The sequence below is a fragment of the Pseudoleptotrichia sp. genome, from assembly GCF_057270515.1.
This window is the reverse complement of record NZ_DBHIXS010000003.1, coordinates 36,222-55,315: the sequence shown is the minus strand read 5'-3', so window position 1 is coordinate 55,315 and position 19,094 is coordinate 36,222. Positions and strand designations below refer to the sequence as shown.

General features: G+C 34.3%; 17 protein-coding genes. 13 read left to right on the top strand and 4 right to left on the bottom strand.

Features of this window, described 5'->3' with window-relative positions; translation table 11 throughout:
- Positions 1-51 precede the first annotated feature (51 nt).
- The 12 genes from grdA (at position 52) to grdH (ending at position 15,161) form a co-directional block, all read left to right on the top strand.
- Complete coding sequence (gene grdA, locus ACO5J6_RS03395; protein ID WP_485642086.1) at positions 52-513, top strand: glycine/sarcosine/betaine reductase complex selenoprotein A; 462 nt, start codon at positions 52-54, stop codon at positions 511-513.
- A 38-nt stretch (positions 514-551) separates the two neighbouring features.
- Positions 552-1,862, top strand: a complete 1,311-nt coding sequence (grdB, locus tag ACO5J6_RS03390) for a glycine reductase complex selenoprotein B (RefSeq protein ID WP_485642085.1) — start codon at positions 552-554, stop codon at positions 1,860-1,862.
- 3 nt (positions 1,863-1,865) lie between these two features.
- Positions 1,866-3,458: a glycine/sarcosine/betaine reductase complex component C subunit beta gene (gene grdC, locus ACO5J6_RS03385; protein ID WP_485642084.1), complete on the top strand. Its 1,593-nt coding sequence runs from the start codon at positions 1,866-1,868 to the stop codon at positions 3,456-3,458.
- Positions 3,459-3,473: 15 nt separating this feature from the next.
- Entirely contained in the window at positions 3,474-4,616 is a 1,143-nt protein-coding gene (grdD, locus tag ACO5J6_RS03380; RefSeq protein ID WP_485642083.1) for a glycine/sarcosine/betaine reductase complex component C subunit alpha, read from the top strand.
- 314 nt (positions 4,617-4,930) lie between these two features.
- Entirely contained in the window at positions 4,931-6,340 is a 1,410-nt protein-coding gene (locus tag ACO5J6_RS03375) for an alanine/glycine:cation symporter family protein (protein ID WP_485642082.1), read from the top strand.
- 58 nt (positions 6,341-6,398) lie between these two features.
- Positions 6,399-7,685 carry a sarcosine reductase complex component B subunit alpha gene (gene grdG / locus ACO5J6_RS03370; protein WP_485642081.1) on the top strand — a complete coding sequence of 429 codons (1,287 nt, stop codon included), beginning with the start codon at positions 6,399-6,401 and terminating at the stop codon, positions 7,683-7,685.
- Positions 7,686-7,698: 13 nt separating this feature from the next.
- On the top strand, positions 7,699-9,018 hold the full coding sequence (grdF, locus tag ACO5J6_RS03365; RefSeq protein WP_485642079.1) for a sarcosine reductase complex component B subunit beta: 1,320 nt from the start codon (positions 7,699-7,701) through the stop codon (positions 9,016-9,018).
- A gap of 28 nt (positions 9,019-9,046) precedes the next feature.
- Positions 9,047-10,180, top strand: a complete 1,134-nt coding sequence (locus ACO5J6_RS03360; protein WP_485642077.1) for a YkvI family membrane protein — start codon at positions 9,047-9,049, stop codon at positions 10,178-10,180.
- Positions 10,181-10,314: 134 nt separating this feature from the next.
- A complete protein-coding gene (locus ACO5J6_RS03355; RefSeq protein ID WP_485642076.1) occupies positions 10,315-10,704 on the top strand; it encodes a GrdX family protein in 390 nt (129 codons plus the stop codon).
- Between the two features lie 269 nt (positions 10,705-10,973).
- The gene (locus tag ACO5J6_RS03350; protein WP_485642074.1) at positions 10,974-12,476 is read left to right on the top strand and encodes a BCCT family transporter; all 1,503 of its coding nucleotides are present in this window, start codon (positions 10,974-10,976) and stop codon (positions 12,474-12,476) included.
- Between the two features lie 9 nt (positions 12,477-12,485).
- On the top strand, positions 12,486-13,814 hold the full coding sequence (locus ACO5J6_RS03345) for a glycine/sarcosine/betaine reductase component B subunit (protein WP_485642073.1): 1,329 nt from the start codon (positions 12,486-12,488) through the stop codon (positions 13,812-13,814).
- A gap of 39 nt (positions 13,815-13,853) precedes the next feature.
- The gene (grdH, locus tag ACO5J6_RS03340; protein WP_485642071.1) at positions 13,854-15,161 is read left to right on the top strand and encodes a betaine reductase selenoprotein B; all 1,308 of its coding nucleotides are present in this window, start codon (positions 13,854-13,856) and stop codon (positions 15,159-15,161) included.
- A gap of 197 nt (positions 15,162-15,358) precedes the next feature.
- Here the strand turns inward: grdH and ACO5J6_RS03335 are convergent, their stop codons facing one another.
- Complete coding sequence (locus ACO5J6_RS03335; RefSeq protein ID WP_485642070.1) at positions 15,359-15,541, bottom strand: hypothetical protein; 183 nt, start codon at positions 15,539-15,541, stop codon at positions 15,359-15,361.
- Positions 15,542-15,644: 103 nt separating this feature from the next.
- On the opposite strand from ACO5J6_RS03335, the gene ACO5J6_RS03330 reads away from it, so the two are divergent.
- Positions 15,645-16,184, top strand: coding sequence for a YcxB family protein (locus ACO5J6_RS03330; RefSeq protein ID WP_485642069.1), 540 nt, complete (start codon positions 15,645-15,647; stop codon positions 16,182-16,184).
- A gap of 408 nt (positions 16,185-16,592) precedes the next feature.
- On the opposite strand, the gene ACO5J6_RS03325 is transcribed toward ACO5J6_RS03330, so the two are convergent.
- From ACO5J6_RS03325 to pstC, 3 genes are all read right to left on the bottom strand, one after another.
- Positions 16,593-17,249 (bottom strand): phosphate ABC transporter ATP-binding protein, encoded by a 657-nt coding sequence (locus tag ACO5J6_RS03325; protein ID WP_485642068.1) that lies wholly within the window; start codon positions 17,247-17,249, stop codon positions 16,593-16,595.
- The gene (locus ACO5J6_RS03320) at positions 17,221-18,078 is read right to left on the bottom strand and encodes an ABC transporter permease subunit (protein WP_485642067.1); all 858 of its coding nucleotides are present in this window, start codon (positions 18,076-18,078) and stop codon (positions 17,221-17,223) included. Before ACO5J6_RS03320 ends, ACO5J6_RS03325 begins: the two co-directional genes overlap by 29 nt.
- A gap of 148 nt (positions 18,079-18,226) precedes the next feature.
- A complete protein-coding gene (gene pstC / locus ACO5J6_RS03315) occupies positions 18,227-19,090 on the bottom strand; it encodes a phosphate ABC transporter permease subunit PstC (RefSeq protein ID WP_485642066.1) in 864 nt (287 codons plus the stop codon).
- Between the last annotated feature and the right edge of the window lie 4 nt (positions 19,091-19,094).

The window sequence follows — 19,094 nt, the reverse complement described above, 5'->3', positions numbered from 1 at the left end:
TTTCGATTTATATATAATGAACAAAAAATAAAAAAATAGGAGGAAAAGATAATGAGCGATCTTAAAAATAAAAAGATAATTATTATCGGGGATAGAGACGGTATCCCGGGATTAGCCATTGAAGAATGTGTAAAAACTATAGAAGGAACAGAAGTAGTATTTTCATCGACTGAATGCTTTGTCTGAACGGCTGCAGGTGCGATGGACTTAGAAAACCAAAAACGTGTTAAAGAAGCTGCCGATAAATTCGGTAATGAAAACGTTGCGGTTTTATTAGGTGCGTCGGAAGCCGAAGCTGCTGGTCTAGCAGCTGAAACAGTAACTGTAGGAGATCCAACTTTTGCAGGTCCATTAGCAGGGGTAGCGTTAAATCTTGCAGTATACCATATCTTGGAACCTGAAGTAAAAGAGCAAGTTGATTCAGCCGTGTATGAAGAACAAGTAGGAATGATGGAAATGGTATTGGATGTAGATGCAATTTCAAGCGAAATGAAAGACGTACGTGGGGAATAACCTAAGCTAATGAAAACTATAAGAGGAGGTAAAAATAAATGTCTAAGATTAGAGTAGTACATTATATTAACCAGTTCTTTGCAGGAGTTGGGGGAGAAGAAAAAGCTCACATAGAGCCTGAACTTAGAAAAGAACTTCCGCCAATATCTCAACAGTTACAAGGACAATTGGGAGACGAATTTGAAATAGTAGGCACAGTGGTGTGCGGAGACAGCTATTTCAATGAAAATTTAGAAAAAGCACAAGAAACTTTATTAGGAATGATAAAAGGTTTAGAACCTCAGTTGTTTATTGCAGGACCTGCATTTAACGCAGGACGTTACGGAGTTGCTGCAGGAACAATTACAAAATTAATTCAGGAAAAATTAGGCATTCCCGCTATTACAGGAATGTATATTGAAAATCCGGGTGTAGATATGTACAGAAAAGATTTATACATCGTAGAAACATCCGACAGTGCGGCAGGTATGAGAAAAGCATTACCGGCAGTAGCTAAATTAGCTAAAAAGTTAGCTAAAGGCGAAGAAATTCTTTCTCCAAAAGAAGAAGGATACATCTCAAGAGGAGTAAGGGTAAACTACTTCCATAAAGAAAGAGGTTCAAAACGTGCTGTAGATATGTTAATTAAAAAAATTAAAGGCGAACCTTTTGAAACAGAATATCCTATGCCTAATTTCGACAGGGTAGATCCTAATCCTGCGGTTAAAGATTTATCTAAAGCAACAATTGCTTTAGTAACTTCAGGAGGAATTGTTCCTAAAGGAAACCCTGACCATATTGAATCATCTTCAGCATCAAAATATGGAGAATACAGCATAGAAGGAGTTAATGACCTTACAGCTGAAACATTTGAAACAGCTCACGGTGGATATGACCCTGTATATGCAAACGAAGATGCAGACCGTGTATTACCTGTTGATGTAATGAGAGATTTGGTAAAAGAAGGTAAAATAGGAAAATTACATGAAAAATTCTATACTACTGTTGGTAACGGTACAGCGGTAGCAAGTGCAAAAGGATTTGCCGCAGAATATGCGAAAAAATTAGTAGCCGACGGGGTGGATGCAGTTATCCTGACATCTACTTGAGGTACTTGTACACGTTGCGGTGCAACTATGGTAAAAGAAATTGAGAGAGCAGGACTTCCTGTAGTACATATGTGTACAGTTGTTCCTATATCTCTAACAGTAGGAGCAAACAGAATTGTTCCAACTATTGCGATACCTCACCCATTAGGTAATCCGGCATTAGATAAAGAAGAAGAAAAAAAATTAAGAAGAAAATTAGTTGATAAAGCGTTAAAAGCACTAACTACAGAAGTAGACGGTCAAACAGTATTTGAAAATTAATATATGATTTGGAAAGGAGAAGGAGCTGCTCTGATAGGAAAACAGTCTTTGAGGACGGCTCCTAAAAAAAATATGAATTATCCAGTATTTAAAGGAGCAGGGTATGTCTTAGTTCACACACCTGACATGATTGAAAACGGTTCAACATGCTCTATAGAAAGAATAACAAATCCTGATTCTGAATTTTTAAAAGAAATAAAAAATCATATAAGATCATATGAAGAAGTAGTGGATTATTTACCTAATCAGGTTTATATAGGAAGAAAAACTCCTGAAGAGTTAAATACTTTCCCTATGCCTTGGTATGATATAAAAGATCAGAAAGGTGATCGTTACGGAAAATTCGGAGAAATAGTTCCTCAGGATGAATTTTTGGCAATAATGCAAATATCAGACGCATTTGACTTAGTAAAATTGTCTGAAGAGTTTGTAGAATCAGTACGTCCTAAAATAGAAAAAAACTATAAAGAGTTAGCTCCTTTCTTCGGGCAGCTGAAAGGTTCCGATGTAAGTACAGTAGAAGAAGGAGACCAGCCGTTAGTTCATGAAGGAAAAGTAGTAGGGTTTGTAAAAAGAGCACACGATGTTGACCCTAACCTTAATTCTCATGTAATGGCTGAAAATCTTGTAGTTAAAGCATCAGGAGTAATTTCAGCATTGCAATTATTAAGAGCCGCAAAAGTTGATGCGGGACTTATAGATTATGTAATAGAATGTTCCGAAGAAGCATGTGGAGACATAAATCAACGTGGAGGAGGTAACTTTGCAAAATCCATAGCTGAAATAGCAGGATTGACAAATGCTACAGGTTCAGACCTTCGTGGTTTCTGTGCCGCACCTACACACGCATTGATAAGTGCTGCTTCCCTTGTTCAATCAGGAATATATAAAAATGTAATGGTAGTTGCAGGAGGAGCAACAGCAAAATTAGGAATGAATGCTAAAGACCATGTTAAAAAAGGAATACCTGTACTGGAAGACGTTTTAGGAGGTTTTGCCGTACTTATTTCTGAAAATGACGGAGTAAATCCTATAATAAGAACTGATTTAGTAGGAAAACATAATGTAGGAACAGGTTCATCCCCTCAAGCAGTTATATCAGCATTGGTAACACCGGGACTGGATAAAGCAAATCTCAAAATAACTGATGTAGACGTATTCTCAGTAGAGATGCAGAACCCTGATATAACAAAAGCAGCAGGAGCAGGAAACGTACCTGAAGCAAACTATAAAATGATAGGTGCATTGGCTGTAATGCGTGGAGATATTGATAAAAAAGACCTCAAATCATTTATAGAAGAAAAAGGACTTCCGGGATGGGCTCCAACTCAAGGACATATACCTTCAGGAGTACCTTATGTAGGATTCTTACGTGAAGACTTGACTACAGGAAATAAAAATAGAGCAATGGTTGTAGGAAAGGGAAGTTTATTCTTGGGAAGAATGACAAACTTATTTGACGGTGTTTCATTTGTCGCTGAAAGAAATACAGGAGTGAAAGCCGAAGAAGGGTCAGTTTCCAAAGAAGAAATCAGAAAAATAATAGCAGAATCAATTAAAAAACTTGCTCAAAATATCGCAGATGCAGAAGAGTAGGGGGTGTATGCTATAATGAGTAAAAAAATAATTTCCGAAGTATTACTTGAACTGGCAGAAGCTATTGAAACAGGGAATTTCGGGAAAAAAATAAAAGTAGGAGTAACAACTTTAGGAAGTGAACACGGTACTGAAAATATTATAAAAGGTGCACAGTTAGCTAAAAACGACTTATTTGATATAGTTCTCATAGGAAAAGGTCATGAAGATTTTGAAAGTCATGAGACTGAATCCGAAGAAGAAGCACATAAAATAATGGAAGAACTGTTGGATAAAGGTGAAATAGCTTCATGTGTTACAATGCATTATAATTTCCCTATAGGAGTTTCTACTGTAGGAAGAGTAATAACTCCCGGAAAAGGAAATGAAATGTTTATAGCTACAACTACCGGTACGTCTGCTACAGATAGAGTGGAAGCTATGGTAAGAAATGCGATATACGGGATAGCAACTGCTAAATCAGTAGGAATAAAAAAACCTACAGTTGGTATAATAAACATAGAAGGTGCAAGACAGACTGAAAAACTGCTGTCCGAACTTCAAAAAAACGGATATGACTTTGAGTTTACAGAATCTCAAAGAGCCGACGGCGGTGCAGTGATGAGAGGAAATGACCTGCTAATGGGAACACCTGATGTAATGGTAACGGACTCACTGACAGGTAATCTGCTTATGAAAGTATTTTCATCTTATACTACAGGAGGAGATTACGAAGCTCAGGGATACGGATATGGTCCAGGAGTAGGAGAAAATTATGACAGAAGAATATTAATCCTTTCAAGGGCATCGGGTTCACCTGTTGTTGCCAAAGCATTAAATTATGCCTATGAAGTGGCTACAGGAAAGGTCAATGAAAAAGCCAGAGAAGAATATAAAAAAGCACAGTCAGCAGGACTTGACAAAATCTTTGCTGAATTGAAAAATAAAAAACAGGAAGCTAAACCTGCCGAAGAAATAAAAATGCCTGAAAAAGAAGTGGTAACATCTCAAATAGCAGGTGTAGATATTATGGATCTCGAAGATGCGACAAAAGTCCTTTGGAAACATAATATTTATGCTGAAAACGGAATGGGATGTACAGGGCCTATTATTCTTGTAAATAAAGCAAACAAAGAAAAATCCAAAGAAATATTGAGAGCGGAAGGTTTATTATCATAAAGAAACATAATATTCCAAAAAAATAGAGCCTATAAATTTTACTCGGAATATTTATAGGCTATTTTTTTAAAATAATATTAACTATATTAAATTGCACGGTATAATATTGTATACCAATATTGTTAACTTAATATAGTTGTATTAGCAGCTCTTGTTAAAAAAATAACAAATGATATTATCAGAGGTTATTATACAGAAGTATAATAATGGTATTTTTTAGTGGTATTTTTCTTATATTGTCATCTTTATCATTAAAGTTTTCAGTCATTATTTATTTCTGTACACAAAATTAAATCATACAGGGAGTGAAAAATATGAGTTACGAACAGTTGGTAAAGTTAATAAATACAATAAATGAGTTTATTGCCAGCAATATACTTGTATGGGGATTGTTGGGAGCAGGAACATTCTTGAGTATAAAATTGGGGTTTCCCCAGATAATCAGATTCGGCAGATCTTTAAAAATCATTTTTGGAAAGAAAGATAAGGAAGAAGGTTCAATGTCTTCTTTTCAGGCTTTAGCTACGTCAATAGCTGCACAGGTAGGTACAGGAAATGTTGCAGGGGTTGCTACTGCATTAACAGCAGGGGGACCGGGCTCTATATTTTGGATGTGGGTTACCGCATTTTTAGGAATGGGGACTATTTTTACTGAGGCTTCATTAGCTCAGAAATATCGTTCCAGAATAGATGGAGACTTGGTTGGAGGCCCTGCTTATTATATTTTATACGGATTAAAAGAAAAAGCAGGCGGCTTTGCGAAATTCTTATCAGGATTTTTCTCAATAGCTATCATATTGGCACTTGGATTTATGGGTAACGCCGTACAGTCCAACTCCATATCTTTCGGAATTAGAGGAGTAAAAGGATTGGAACATCTTAATCCTTTGATTATAGGGATTGCAGTTGCTTTATTGACAGGTACAATATTTATAGGCGGAATGGGAAGAATTGCCAAATTTGCGGAATTAGTAGTTCCTGTAATGGCATTGACTTACATTCTCGGAAGTATTATAATTTTGCTTTTGAATTTTAGTCATATTATACCTACATTTGCATGGATAATCAAAAGTGCCTTTACACCTACTGCGGCAGTAGGAGGAATTATGGGTGCAGTAGTAAGAGATGCCGTTCAGAAAGGGGTAGCCCGTGGAGTGTTTACAAATGAAGCAGGAATGGGTTCTACACCCCATGCTCATGCGGTAGCAAACGTTAAACACCCTACAGAGCAAGCATTATCAGCTATGTTTGGTGTTCTTGTATCCCTTGTTATATGTACATCGACAGCTTTAGTAGTATTAGTTACGGAAGCATATACAAAAGTTGACGTTGACGGAAAATTCCTGAAAGGTTCACAGCTGACACAGGTTGCTTTTAAAAGTGCTTTTGGTGAAGCAGGAGCAATATTGTTGGCATTATGTATAATCTTCTTTGCTTTTACAACTATTGTCGGGTGGTATTATTTCGGAGAATCGAATATAAAACTGCTGTTCGGTAAGTCGGCTATATGGCCTTATAGAATAATAGTACTATTATTTGTGGTTATGGGAGCATTGGCAGAAGTAGACATAGTATGGTCATTAGCAGATATTTTTAACAGCTTAATGGTTCTTCCTAACTTGATAGCCATTGTCTGGTTATCATCAGAAGTCAAAGAATTATTGACAGATTATAATAAAAAATTCGAGAAAAACGATGTTTATTATGATTATAAGTATAAATAATTCTTTTTAAAAATAAATTATTCTAAAATAAGAATTACCAATAAGGAGGTAATACATTATGAAATTAGAACTTGGAAAAATTAAAATCAATGATATACAATTTTCTGATAAAACTTATATAGAAAAACATATTCTTTATGTTAATAAAGAAGAAGTGGAAAAATTAGTGCTGGAAGATGATAAATTGATAGGATGCAAGCTTGATATAGCGAGACCCGGAGAAAAAACAAGAATAACACCTGTAAAGGACGTAATTGAACCTCGTGTTAAAGTAAGTGGAGGAGAAATATTTCCGGGAGTTATAGGTAAAGTAAGTCCTACTGTAGGAAGCGGAAGAACTCACGCTCTTGACGGTTGCTGTGTAGTTACTGTGGGACGTATAGTCGGATTTCAGGAAGGTGTAATCGATATGAGCGGACCTGCGGCTGATTACTGTCCGTTTTCGGGAACAGTAAATCTATGTGTAGTTATAGAACCTAAAGAAGGTTTGGAAACTCATGTATACGAAAAAGCGGGACGTATAGCCGGATTAAAAGTAGCTGCTTATCTTGGAGAAGCTGCAAGAAATCTTGAGCCTGATACATTGGAAACATTTGAAACAAAACCTATATTTGAACAGGCTGCAATGTATCCTGATCTTCCTAAAATAGGATATGTCCATATGCTGCAATCACAAGGACTTTTACACGATACATATTATTACGGTGTAGATGCAAAACAGTTTGTTCCTACATTTATGTATCCGACTGAAATTATGGACGGTGCCATAGTTTCGGGTAACTGTGTTGCTCCTTGTGATAAAGTTACGACATATCACCATTTTCACAATCCTGTTATTGAAGATTGTTTCAAACATCATGGAAAAGATATTAATTTTATGGGAGTTATCCTTACTAATGAAAATGTATTCCTTGCAGATAAAGAACGTCATTCGGATATGGTTGCAAAACTTGCCGAATGGATGCAGCTTGACGGAGTTATCATAACGGAGGAAGGATATGGAAATCCTGATACGGACCTTATGATGAACTGTCAAAAAGTAGAGAGAAAAGGAGTAAAAGTTGTACTAATAACTGATGAATTCCCGGGAAAAGACGGAAAATCTCAATCACTTGCAGATGTTTGCGAAGAAGCGACAGCACTTGCATCGTGCGGACAAGGTAATGCCACTTTACAATTTCCGGTTATGGATAAGATAATAGGAACTATGGATTACATAGAGAGCCAAATTGGAGGTTGGGCAGGTTGTGTTAATGCAGACGGTTCATTTGAAGCTGAAATTCAAATTATAATAGCCTCTACAATAGCAAATGGATTTAATAAATTAGCTGCGAGAGGATATTAAGGAGGGATATAAAATGAAAAAATATAAAATAGTTCATTATATAAATCAGTTCTTTGCCGGTATAGGTGGAGAAGAAAAAGCCGATTATAAACCTGAAATTAAAGAAGGTGCTGTAGGACCGGGATTAGCACTTCAGACAGCCCTTGGAGAAGATTATGAAGTAGTTGCAACAATTATATGCGGAGACAACTATTTTGGTGAAAATCTCGAAACTGCGACAAATACTGTTCTGGAAATGGTAAAAAAATACAATCCTGATGTATTTGTAGCAGGACCTGCATTTAATGCCGGACGTTATGGAGTTGCCTGCGGAACTGTGTGTAAAGCCGTTGAGGAAAAATTGGGAATTCCTTCAGTTACTGCCCAGTATGAAGAAAATCCGGGAGTGGATATGTTCAGAAAAGATGTCATAATTATGAAAACGGGAAATTCTGCGGCAGATATGAAAAAAGCAGTTAAAAGTGTTTCCGATATTGTTAAAAAACTTGCAACAAATCAGGAAATATTAGGACCTGCAGAAGAAGGGTACCACGAAAGAGGTATAAGGGTAAATTATTTTGCTGATGAAAGAGCTTCGGAGAGAGCTATAAAAATGATTGTCAAAAAAATAAAAGGTGAACCTTTTGAAACAGATTTACCTATGCCTAAATTTGACAGAGTAGCCCCTGCTGAACCTATTAAAGATATTAAAAAAGCTAAAATAGCTGTAGTTACATCAGGAGGAATAGTTCCTACAGGAAACCCTGACCATATTGAATCTTCAAATGCAACAAAATTTGGAGCTTATTCAATAGAAGGTATGGATAAACTTTCAGAAAAAGATTTTACGACAATTCACGGTGGATATGACCGTCAGTTTGTTATGCAAAATCCTAACCTTGTAGTGCCTCTGGATGTATTAAGAGAAATGGAAAAAGAGGGAGAATTCGGAGAACTTTATAACACATTCTTTTCTACAACAGGTACGGGAACATCTACAGGTTCGGCAGCAAAATTCGGTACTGAAATAGGACAGAAACTTATAGATGAGCATGTAGACGGAGTAATCCTTGTAAGTACTTGAGGTACTTGTACACGTTGCGGTGCAACGATGGTAAAAGGTATCGAAAAATACGGACTTCCTGTAGTGCATATGGCTACAGTAGTTCCTATATCATTGACAATAGGAGCTAATAGAATAATTCCGGGAGTAGGTATACCGTATCCTTTAGGAGATCCTACTCAGGGAGAAACAGATTCCAAAAAAATACGTCAGAGAATGGTAAGAAGAGCTTTAAAAGTATTACAAACACCTGTTACCGGGCAAACAGTCTTTGAAAAAGATAATTTTTAATCATACATTAGATTAGGAGGAACTGATTATGGAAAGTAGTGGCAATTTAGTTGATTGGAAAAGAGTTTTGATACTTGCCGGAGCAGTTGTTGCATTTACTATCGGTTCAGGGTTTGCTACAGGGCAGGAAATAGTTCAGTATTATACAGCGTACGGAGCTCAAAATATATTAGTTTTAGCAGTATTTGTAATAGCATTTCTTTATTATAACTTCAACTTTGCGAAAGCAGGAGCTGAAGAAAGATTTGAAAAAGCAAATGATATTTATAAATATTATTGCGGGAAATATTTAGGTACATTTTATGATTATTATTCAACATTATTTTGTTATATGTCTTTGTGGGTAATGGTCGGAGGAGCGGGAAAAACCCTTAATGAAGCTTACGGATTACCTGTATGGATAGGTGCAGTAATACTTATTATCTTAACAGTTATAACCGTAATAGGAGGTCTGAATTCTCTTGTGGATGCTATAGGTATAGTAGGCCCTGCAATAGTTGTATTGTGTATTGCAATAGGACTTATTACTTTTGTGAGAGACGCGGGAAATGTATCTGCGGGCTTGGAAGTAATTAAAACAGGTGCTTATAAAGGAGCAGCTTCAGGAGAAACTATAAAAAATGCCGGTGCTAACTGGCTTATATCGGGATTATCCTATGCAGGCTTTGTACTTTTATGGTTTGCAAGCTTTACTTCAGCATTAGCCATGAAAAATAAGAAAAAAGATTTACAGCAAGGAATAATATGGGGAACTGTTGCATTAGCAATAGCTATAGTTGTAGTTTCTTTCGGACAAATTGCAAATATAAATACGGGTTCTGACGGTCTGTATGTTTGGAATGCCGGAATACCTAATCTTATACTTGCTAACTCTATAGTACCAATTTTTTCTAAAATATTCGCAATAGTTGTATTTGCGGGAATATATACAACGGCAGTACCGTTACTCTATAATCCTTCTTCCCGTTTTGCAAAAGAAGGAACACCTGCATTTAAGATGTTGACTGTAGTTTTAGCTATGGTAGGACTCTTAGTAGGTCTATTCTTGGATTTTAGAGTATTGGTAAACATAATATATGTATTAAATGGTTATGTAGGAGCAGTACTTATACTATTTATGCTTTGGAAAAATTTCAAAGACTTAAAAAATAAGAAAAAGTGATTTAAAGTGATTTGCTGAAAAAATTGTCTAATAATAATCACTGTACTCTCTAATAATGGAAATTCCTCTATTATGAGGTAGGGGAATTTCCGAATATAATAGCTGATAAATACACACAATAAAAGGAGATAAATATGTGGAATCTCGAAAAAGCAATACTTATTACTAATAACGACAAGGTTTATTTGAAATATAAAGATAAGCTGCAATGTATTTTTACAGAAAAATATGAAGAAGTTTTAATAAAGGTAAGAGATATGGTTTATGATAGACATATACTTTTAACTCATCCTCAAGCATCCAGTCTTAAACCTAATCAGACACCTTATAGGTCAGTAGTTCTGTATCCACAGGGCAATGAAGATAATATGAAAGATATACTGCTTATAGAAAAATGTCTGGAAACATTTAAACAATGGCAAAATATATCTCTTACACCTGAAAATTATTCGGATAAAATTGCAGAAGATTTTAAAGTCATTGATTTATCGATAATAGACAATATAATTCCACGTATTTCTTAAAATAGAATATTTTATACTCTTTTCTTATTTTGTAAAATTTGTAAAATGAATATCATATATAGTTAAAAAAATTAAGAATAATAATTTTTTTAAGATAAGTAAATTAATGTGAAAAAATTATCAAAAAGTTGAACAAAAAACAAAAGAAAAAAGCAAAGGAAAGGAGAATAGATTATTTCAAAAAGGGGAGATACATAAAACCAAGATATGATAAAATAGATTTCTGGTTTATCGAAATTCTTCAATTTTGTAATAGTCTTAACAGAAATATGAGTGAAAAAACAAGAGATAATTCAGTCTATATAATTTCAGTTTCCGTTATAACTTTTGTTGTCTTATGCGGACTTATATTCCCGCAAGGATTTGAAAATTTTGCAAATATTTTACTAAAAGAAATAGTACATAATTTTGGTTGGTTTTATACAATAGCAATGACATGTTTTATAGTATTTGCGATTTGGATTGCCTATTTCAGTAAGTATAAAAGTATGAAATTAGGTCCTGAAGATTCCAAACCTGAATATAGTAATATCTCATGGTTTGCAATGCTGTTTTCTGCAGGAATGGGGATAGGTCTTGTATTTTACGGTATATATGAACCTCTTTATCATTATGTCAATCCTATAGGATATGATTCCATGTCTGTCGAAGCGGCTAAATTTGCAATGACTAAATCTTTTCTGCACTGGGGATTACACCCTTGGGCAAATTACAGTATATTAGGATTGGGTCTGGCAATTATGCAATTTAGAAGAGGTAAAGCGGGATTGATAAGCAGTCTGTTTATACCGCTAATAGGAGAAGAAAAAGCTAAAGGATATATCGGGAAACTGATAGACATATTGGCAATATTTGCAACTGCCGCAGGAATGGCTACTTCATTGGGATTAGGGACATATCAGATTAGCAGTGGACTGAATTTTATGTTTAAAATTCCTGAAACAACTACGGTACAGATAATAATAGTAGTAGTTATAACAGTTATATACACTTGGACAGCTGTAACAGGTATTGATAAAGGTATAAAATTCATTTCAAATCTGAATATGATTTTAGTTGTCGCTTTGCTGGGATTATCGATAATATTCGGACCGACTGTCGATATTCTTAATATATTTGGAGAAAGTACAGGAAACTATTTACAGAGTTTACTGTCCAATACTTTTGAAATAGGGGCTTTCAGTAAAACAGACTGGTATGGAGCATGGACTTTGTTTTACTGGGCATGGTGGATTGCATGGGCACCTTTCACTGGAACTTTTATAGCGAGAATTTCCAAAGGACGTACTATAAGAGAATTTATAAGCGGTGTACTTATTGTTCCGTCTGTCGTATCGTTTTTCTGGTTCTCAATATTTGGAGCCATAGATTTTTCAGTAGCCAAAGAAGTATTAATAGATGCTTCAAAAAATGCTTCAACAGCTTTCTTTATTGTTATTAATAACATAACATTGGGAAATGTAATATCCGTTATAGCAATAGCACTATTATTTACATTCTTTATTACTTCGGCAAATTCGGCGACATTTGTTTTAGGTATGTTTTCTCATGACGGAGATTTGAACCCGCCTAATTCAAAAAAATTAGTGTGGGGAATTGTACAGTCGGCATTGGCATTGTCATTAATGATAGGTTCCGTAAATGGACTGAAAATGTTACAGACTGTATCAATAGTAGCTGCATTTCCATTTGCATTTATAATGCTCCTTACTATAATTTCCATAATGAAAGCATTAAAAGAAGAAGAAAAATACAATCAATTAAATAATTAGGAGGAAGATATGAAAAAATTAAAAATTCATAATTTTCATGTAAAAGATGTTGTATTCGGCGAGAAAACGAAATATGAAAACGAAGTTTTATATATAAACAAAGAAGAGGCTTTAAATTTTATAAAAGAAGATAAACATATTATCAGTGCAGATATAGAAATTGCAAAACCCGGGGAAGATATCCGTATTGTACCTGTAAAAGAAGCGGTAGAACCTCGTGCCAGAAAAGACGGAAGGGCTGCATTCCCAGGAGTAACAGGGGAACTTGCTCCATGCGGTGAAGGAGATTTGTACGCTCTTAAAGGTGTATCCGTACTTGGTGTAGGTATGCACTGGGGTTCATTTGGAGACGGTCTTATTGATATGTCGGGAGAAGGTCAGAAATATACTATTTATGGAGAATTGATAAATATATGTCTGGTTGCCGATACTGACGAAGAATTTGAAAGACATGAACAGCAAAAGAAAAACAGAGCAATCAGATGGGCGAGCCATAAATTTTCTGAATATCTTGCAAAAACAGTATTAGAACAGACTTCAAATGATATAGAAGAGTATAATTTTGAGCCTGTAAGAAACAGAGATTCTGCTGTGGAAAAACTTCCGAGTGTTGTTTTAGTAATGCAGCCGCAGTCTCAAATGGAAGAAATGGGATATAATGATTTGATATACGGCTGGGATTTGAACCATTACGTGCCTACATTTGTCAATCCAAATGAAATACTGGATGGGGCTATTATTTCCGGTTCGTTTATGCCGGCTTCATCTAAATGGTCGACATATGATATGCAAAATTTTCCTACTATAAAGGAACTGTATAAAGAACACGGTAAATCAATTAATTTCTTGGGAGTTATACTTTCAAATCTGAATGTTTCATTGGAACAAAAAGAAAGGTCAGCAATTTTTGTAGCAAATCTTGCAAAAGCCCTTGGAGCGGACGGAGCTATAGTTACTGAAGAAGGATACGGAAATCCTGACACGGATTATATAAGATGTATAGTCGCACTGGAGGACGTAGGAGTTAAAGTAGTAGGAATAAGCAATGAATGTACAGGTAGAGACGGAGCAAGCCAACCTTTAGTTGTTTTGGATGAAAAAGCCGATGCATTAGTTTCCACAGGAAATGTGTCTGAAATGATAATATTACCTGCTGCTAAAAAAGTTATAGGAGAACTTCAGTCATTAGCAAGAGACGGACTGTCAGGAGGTTGGGCAAATGATGAAATTTTAGGTCCGAGTGTGAGGGAAGACGGCTCAATAATAATGGAAAATAATGCAATGTTCTGCGGTGATGCCATAGCAGGGTGGTCTGTAAAAACAATGAAAGAATTTTAAAATGAAAATATAAAATAACTCATTTACAGGAGGAAAATTATGAAAAAAGCAATTCATTATATAAACCAGTTTTTTGGCGGAATAGGTGGAGAAGACAAGGCTGATTTTAAACCTGTCCTAAAAGAAGGAGTTGTCGGGCCGGGAATGGCTCTCAATTCACTGATGAAAGAAGTACAGATAACTCATACAATTATTTGCGGAGATAATTATATGGGTTCCAATAAGGAAGAAGCTATAGCTGAAATTATGGACTTGATAAAAGGGCTTGATTTTGATTTCTTTATAGCAGGGCCGGCATTTCAGGCAGGAAGATACGGTGTTGCGTGCGGTAATATATGTATAGCCGTTAAGGAAAAATACAATATACCTGTAGTAACTTCCATGAATGTTGAAAATCCGGGTGTAGAAATGTTTAAAAAAGAGTTGCCTGTCTTTGAAGGTGGACATTCGGCAGCTTCTATGAAAAAAGATGCGGAACTTATCGCAAAATATATTGATAAAATTGCAAAAAATGAGCCATTGGGCGGAGCTGAAGAAAACGGATATTTCCCAAGAGGTGTAAGACATCAGGTATGGCTGGATTCAAAAGTAAGTGCCGCAAAACGTGGTGTGGATATGTTAGTTAAAAAACTTAGAGGAGAAGAATTTAAAACGGAATTACCAATATCCAAAAAAGATTTAATTCCTGTAGCTACTCCGATAAAAGACTTGAAAAATGCTAAAATCGCAATATTGACTACGGGAGGTATCGTTCCTGTGGACAACCCTGACAGAATACAGTCTGCATCAGCCACAAGATGGGGAAGATACGATATATCCAAAATGGACAGACTGAAATCGGGAGAATTTAAAACTATTCACGCAGGATTTGATCCGGCAGCGGCAGATAATGACCCTAACGTAATCGTTCCGCTTGATGCGATGAAAAATCTGCTTAAAAAAGGCGTTTACGGTAAATTACATGACTACTTTTACAGTACAGTAGGTACCGGGACTACTCAAGCCGAAGCTTCAAGAATGGGAAGGGAAATGCTGGAATGTCTTAAAGCCGATAATGTAGACGGTGTCATAATGGTTTCTACCTGAGGTACATGTACTCGTTGCGGTGCAACGATTGTTAAAGAAGTTGAAAAAGCAGGAATACCTATAGTTCAGATGTGTAATCTGGTTCCTGTAGCCCTTACAGTAGGGGTAAATAAAATAGTTCCTACCATATCAATTCCTTATCCTTTGGGAGACCCTGCTACATCCAAGGAAGAACAGTATGAATTGAGAGAACATAGGGTTACTGTAGCACTGGAAGCATTGACAAAAGATGTGGACGGACAGACTGTGTTTAAAGTTTAAAATATAAAAAGAGAGTATATTTTGCTGTTTCTCCTGAGTTAATGTACTCAGTTTAGAATATAGAAAATATTGTCTTATAAGAGTTGTTGTGAACTGCATCCAAAATCTTGGACACAAGATCTGGTGCAGTTCATTTTTTCTGATTATTACAAAATAAGTACAAAGTAGTTTCTTTTTTTTGAATTAAAATTTTTCTTCTATTTTTCTTTTTTATAAGGTATAATATGATAAAATTGAATAAAAGGAGCTGAATTTATGTGAGCAGGATGTGTTATAGCTTCTTCGGGTGTCAGTTTTCCTTGCCTGAGTTGATTGATAATGTTGAAGATTTCTGTACTCATTTTTGTATAGTATTTAGGAACTCCCCAGTCAGATATCATTACTGTTATTTCAGCATTTGAAAGAAAAAAATTATCTGTCTAAAACTAAAATATTAGGAAATAAAAATTTTTAAAAATTAACAGTCTTAAGAGATAAAATGTTATGAGAAAGGAAAATAAAATGAAAATATCTTTTGATTTGACGGAACAGGAATATATGGAACACATTTCATTCTGTATGAGAAATTCTGAAATTTTCAGAAAAAAAATAGAGAAGATGAGGCTTATGCTTTCAGCAACTCCCGCTTTATTAGGTATAACGATTGTAAGTGTAACAGGAAGTAAAGGTTTTAACTTTTTTATAGGGATAATATTTTTAACAGCGGCAGTATTTATAATATCTCCGATGTTGTTTCATAAACTTATAGAAAACAAGGTGTTGAAAATAATATATAAAAAGGACAGTAATATTTTAGGAGAAAGAACAATATTGTTTAAACATAGCTATCTTAATGAAAAAACATCTCAGGGAGACAACATTGTGGAATATAGCCAAATTTTCAAGGCAAAACAGACGGATAAAGCGATATATCTTTTTAATCCCCCTGTTTCGACTATTATTATTCCATTCAGGGTTTTTTCTTCGGAAGAGGAAAAAGAAGAATTTATTAATTTTATAAAATCAAAACTTTCTTTTGATTAATAAAATACATATTGGGATTAATAAATATATATTAATAAGAATATTTGATTAAAAAAATTTTGGAAAGAATTTTGGATAGAAAAAAATAGAAAATATATATAAATTTATGATTAGAGTATTTCTTATTTTGTAAAATAGCCCTTAGTAAAATAGTCCTTAATGAAAGGCATATATATAATTTTAAAAAAAATTATTTTAGAAAAATTGTTTTAAAAATAGAAATCTGTTTGATTTAAAAATAAAGCAGAGAATATATTTATTCATTTAACAAACCTAAAGGCTTAGATAGATGACTTTTTCTAAAGCTCATTTCCTGTTTTACATTGTAAAATTTTAAAGAATTTCATAAATGTATTCTCTATTTTAATTTTTAGGTTAAATTATATCAAATTTTTCAGAAACTTTATTTTATAGTATTTTTGTTATATTAATAGTCCTGTTTGCTATTCTTTCAGCCTGTTCCACATTATGTGTAGTCAAAATAACAGTATATTTTTCAGCCAGTCTTTTTATAAGATTTTCAATTATCAATGTGTTTTCCTTATCAAGGGAAGAACATGGCTCATCAAATATAAGAATATGAGGGTCTGTCGTCAACATTCTCGCGATACAGAGCCTCTGTTTCTGTCCGCCTGACAGCTTTAAGGCTGACATTTTAAAGTCATTTTTAACTTCATTATAGAGATTTACATCTTTTAGATATTGAGAAATTCTTTCTTTTCTGTTTTTTACTTTTCCCTCGTAAAATTCTATGGGATAGAGAATATTATTTTCTATGGATAAAGGGAAAGGTTTGGAATCTTGAAACAAAGTAGACACACTTCTTCTAAGCTGAAGAAGTTTCATTGATTTTATATTTTTCCCCTTTAAAATAACATCTCCTGTATATTCTCCTCCATTTTCCTTGAGAAATCCGTTAATTAAAGACAATAATGTCGATTTTCCACATCCTGACGGTCCCATAATACATAGAATTTCATTTTCTTTCACATCTATATTTATATTTTTTAGAATTTCTTTACCGTTATAATATATACTAACGTCTTTTATTTCCAATATATTCAACTAATATTCCTCCCAGTCCGTTCATTACAATTTCCGATAAGATATGCAGAATTATAAGAATACATATTAATATAAATGCAGTGGCGTAGGCTTTTTCATATAAAGCAGTCTGTCCTAAAAGCATATGAAGATGAAAAGGCAAAGCCATTACAGGGCTTAGTAACCTGTTGGAATTTCCGCCTATAAAGACCGCCCCTGTAAGAAGAAGCGGAGCCGTTGCACCTATGGCATAACTTCCCGCCAGTATTCCCGTAGATATGATTTCCCTTTTGATTATCGGTAATATAAGCTTTTTGCACATATAGTCTTTTCCAATTCCTAAAGAATTGCTTTCTCTTATAATCAGTCTGTCCACATTCAGAATACTTTTTTCAATCCTTATCTCCACAAACGGGAAAACCATAATCCCCAGTGAAATTCCAGCGGTCAGCATACTTCTCGGTATATTAAAAGTTACTATAAAAAATCCGTATACAAATAACCCGATAATGATAGACGGTATCGAAGATATACATCGAATTATTAGGCGAATTGCAATTTTAATAATCTTTGAGTTACAGTAAACAGTATTGTAGACTGCACAGCCCATTCCCAGAAGAACAGAAAAGATAATAGCTAAAAACATTAAAAAAACAGAACCGATAATGGCATTTTTAATACCGCCTTTGCTTCCGAGGGGCATACCTTCAGGGTTTTTTAACAGAAAATCTAAATTTATCTCTCTGATACCTTTGGATATTACAAAATAAATTATACTGAAAATAATAAAAAAGACAATGGCTGTTGAAAGATAAATCCATATTTTTATAATTAAATCCTTAATTTTCAATATATATTCTCCTTGTTTTTTTATTAACTTTATAAATATAATTATACATAATTTTCAATATATGTTTTTCTTGTTTTGTAATAAAATTTATGATCATAGTTTATAATTATGATTAATTGTATATTTTAAATATAATCATCTATAATTTTTAATTTTTCATATATTCTTTTTTTATTCCATTCAAAATAAAAAATATTATATTAATAATCAATACGGTAATAAGCAATACAAAAGCGGAAGCAAATAATGCGGAATAATGTCTGCTTCCAACTTCACTCATTCCTATTTCCAGAGCAATCAGAGCAGGCACAGTTTCAGCTTTTGTAAGGATACGTGGAAACTGGGGAGAATTTCCTATTACCATCATAACTGCCATTGTTTCACCTGTTGCTCTTGCAAATGCCAGTAAAAATGCTGTCATTACTGAAAATTTCGTTTCTCTGAAAACTATTTTGCGGATAAAATATTCCTTTGTAACACCTAAAGCGTCAGAGTTCTTTTCAAATTTCTTTTTGACGGTTTCTATCCTTTCAATGCAACTTCCGACAAAAAATGGAATAATCATTATGGATAAAATAAGACTTCCTGCTAAAATAGATTCTCCTGTGGATAGAGAGAAAGTTTTTTCCAGAATTTTCAGTATCACCGTCATTCCAAAAAAGCCGTATACAATGGACGGTATCCCCGAAAGGATATTTACCGTCCATATAATTATTTTTTTTGTTAAATTTTTAGAATAAAAACAGATAAACATTGAAATTCCGTATGAAACAGGAAATGATATTATACAAGCCAAAATCGAAATATAAAATCCTGCATACAGAATATTGAATATTTGAAAACTCTGATGAGGTTCGCTTGCTCTCCAGACTTTTCCAAAAATGAAATCGGATAATGTCTGTTCCTTAAAAAAAGGGCGGGCTTCCATAAACAAATATATCAGCATTACTGCCGGTATAAATATGGATAATACTGTGAGTAAGTATATCGAATATCTGAAAATGTTTTTCACTCTT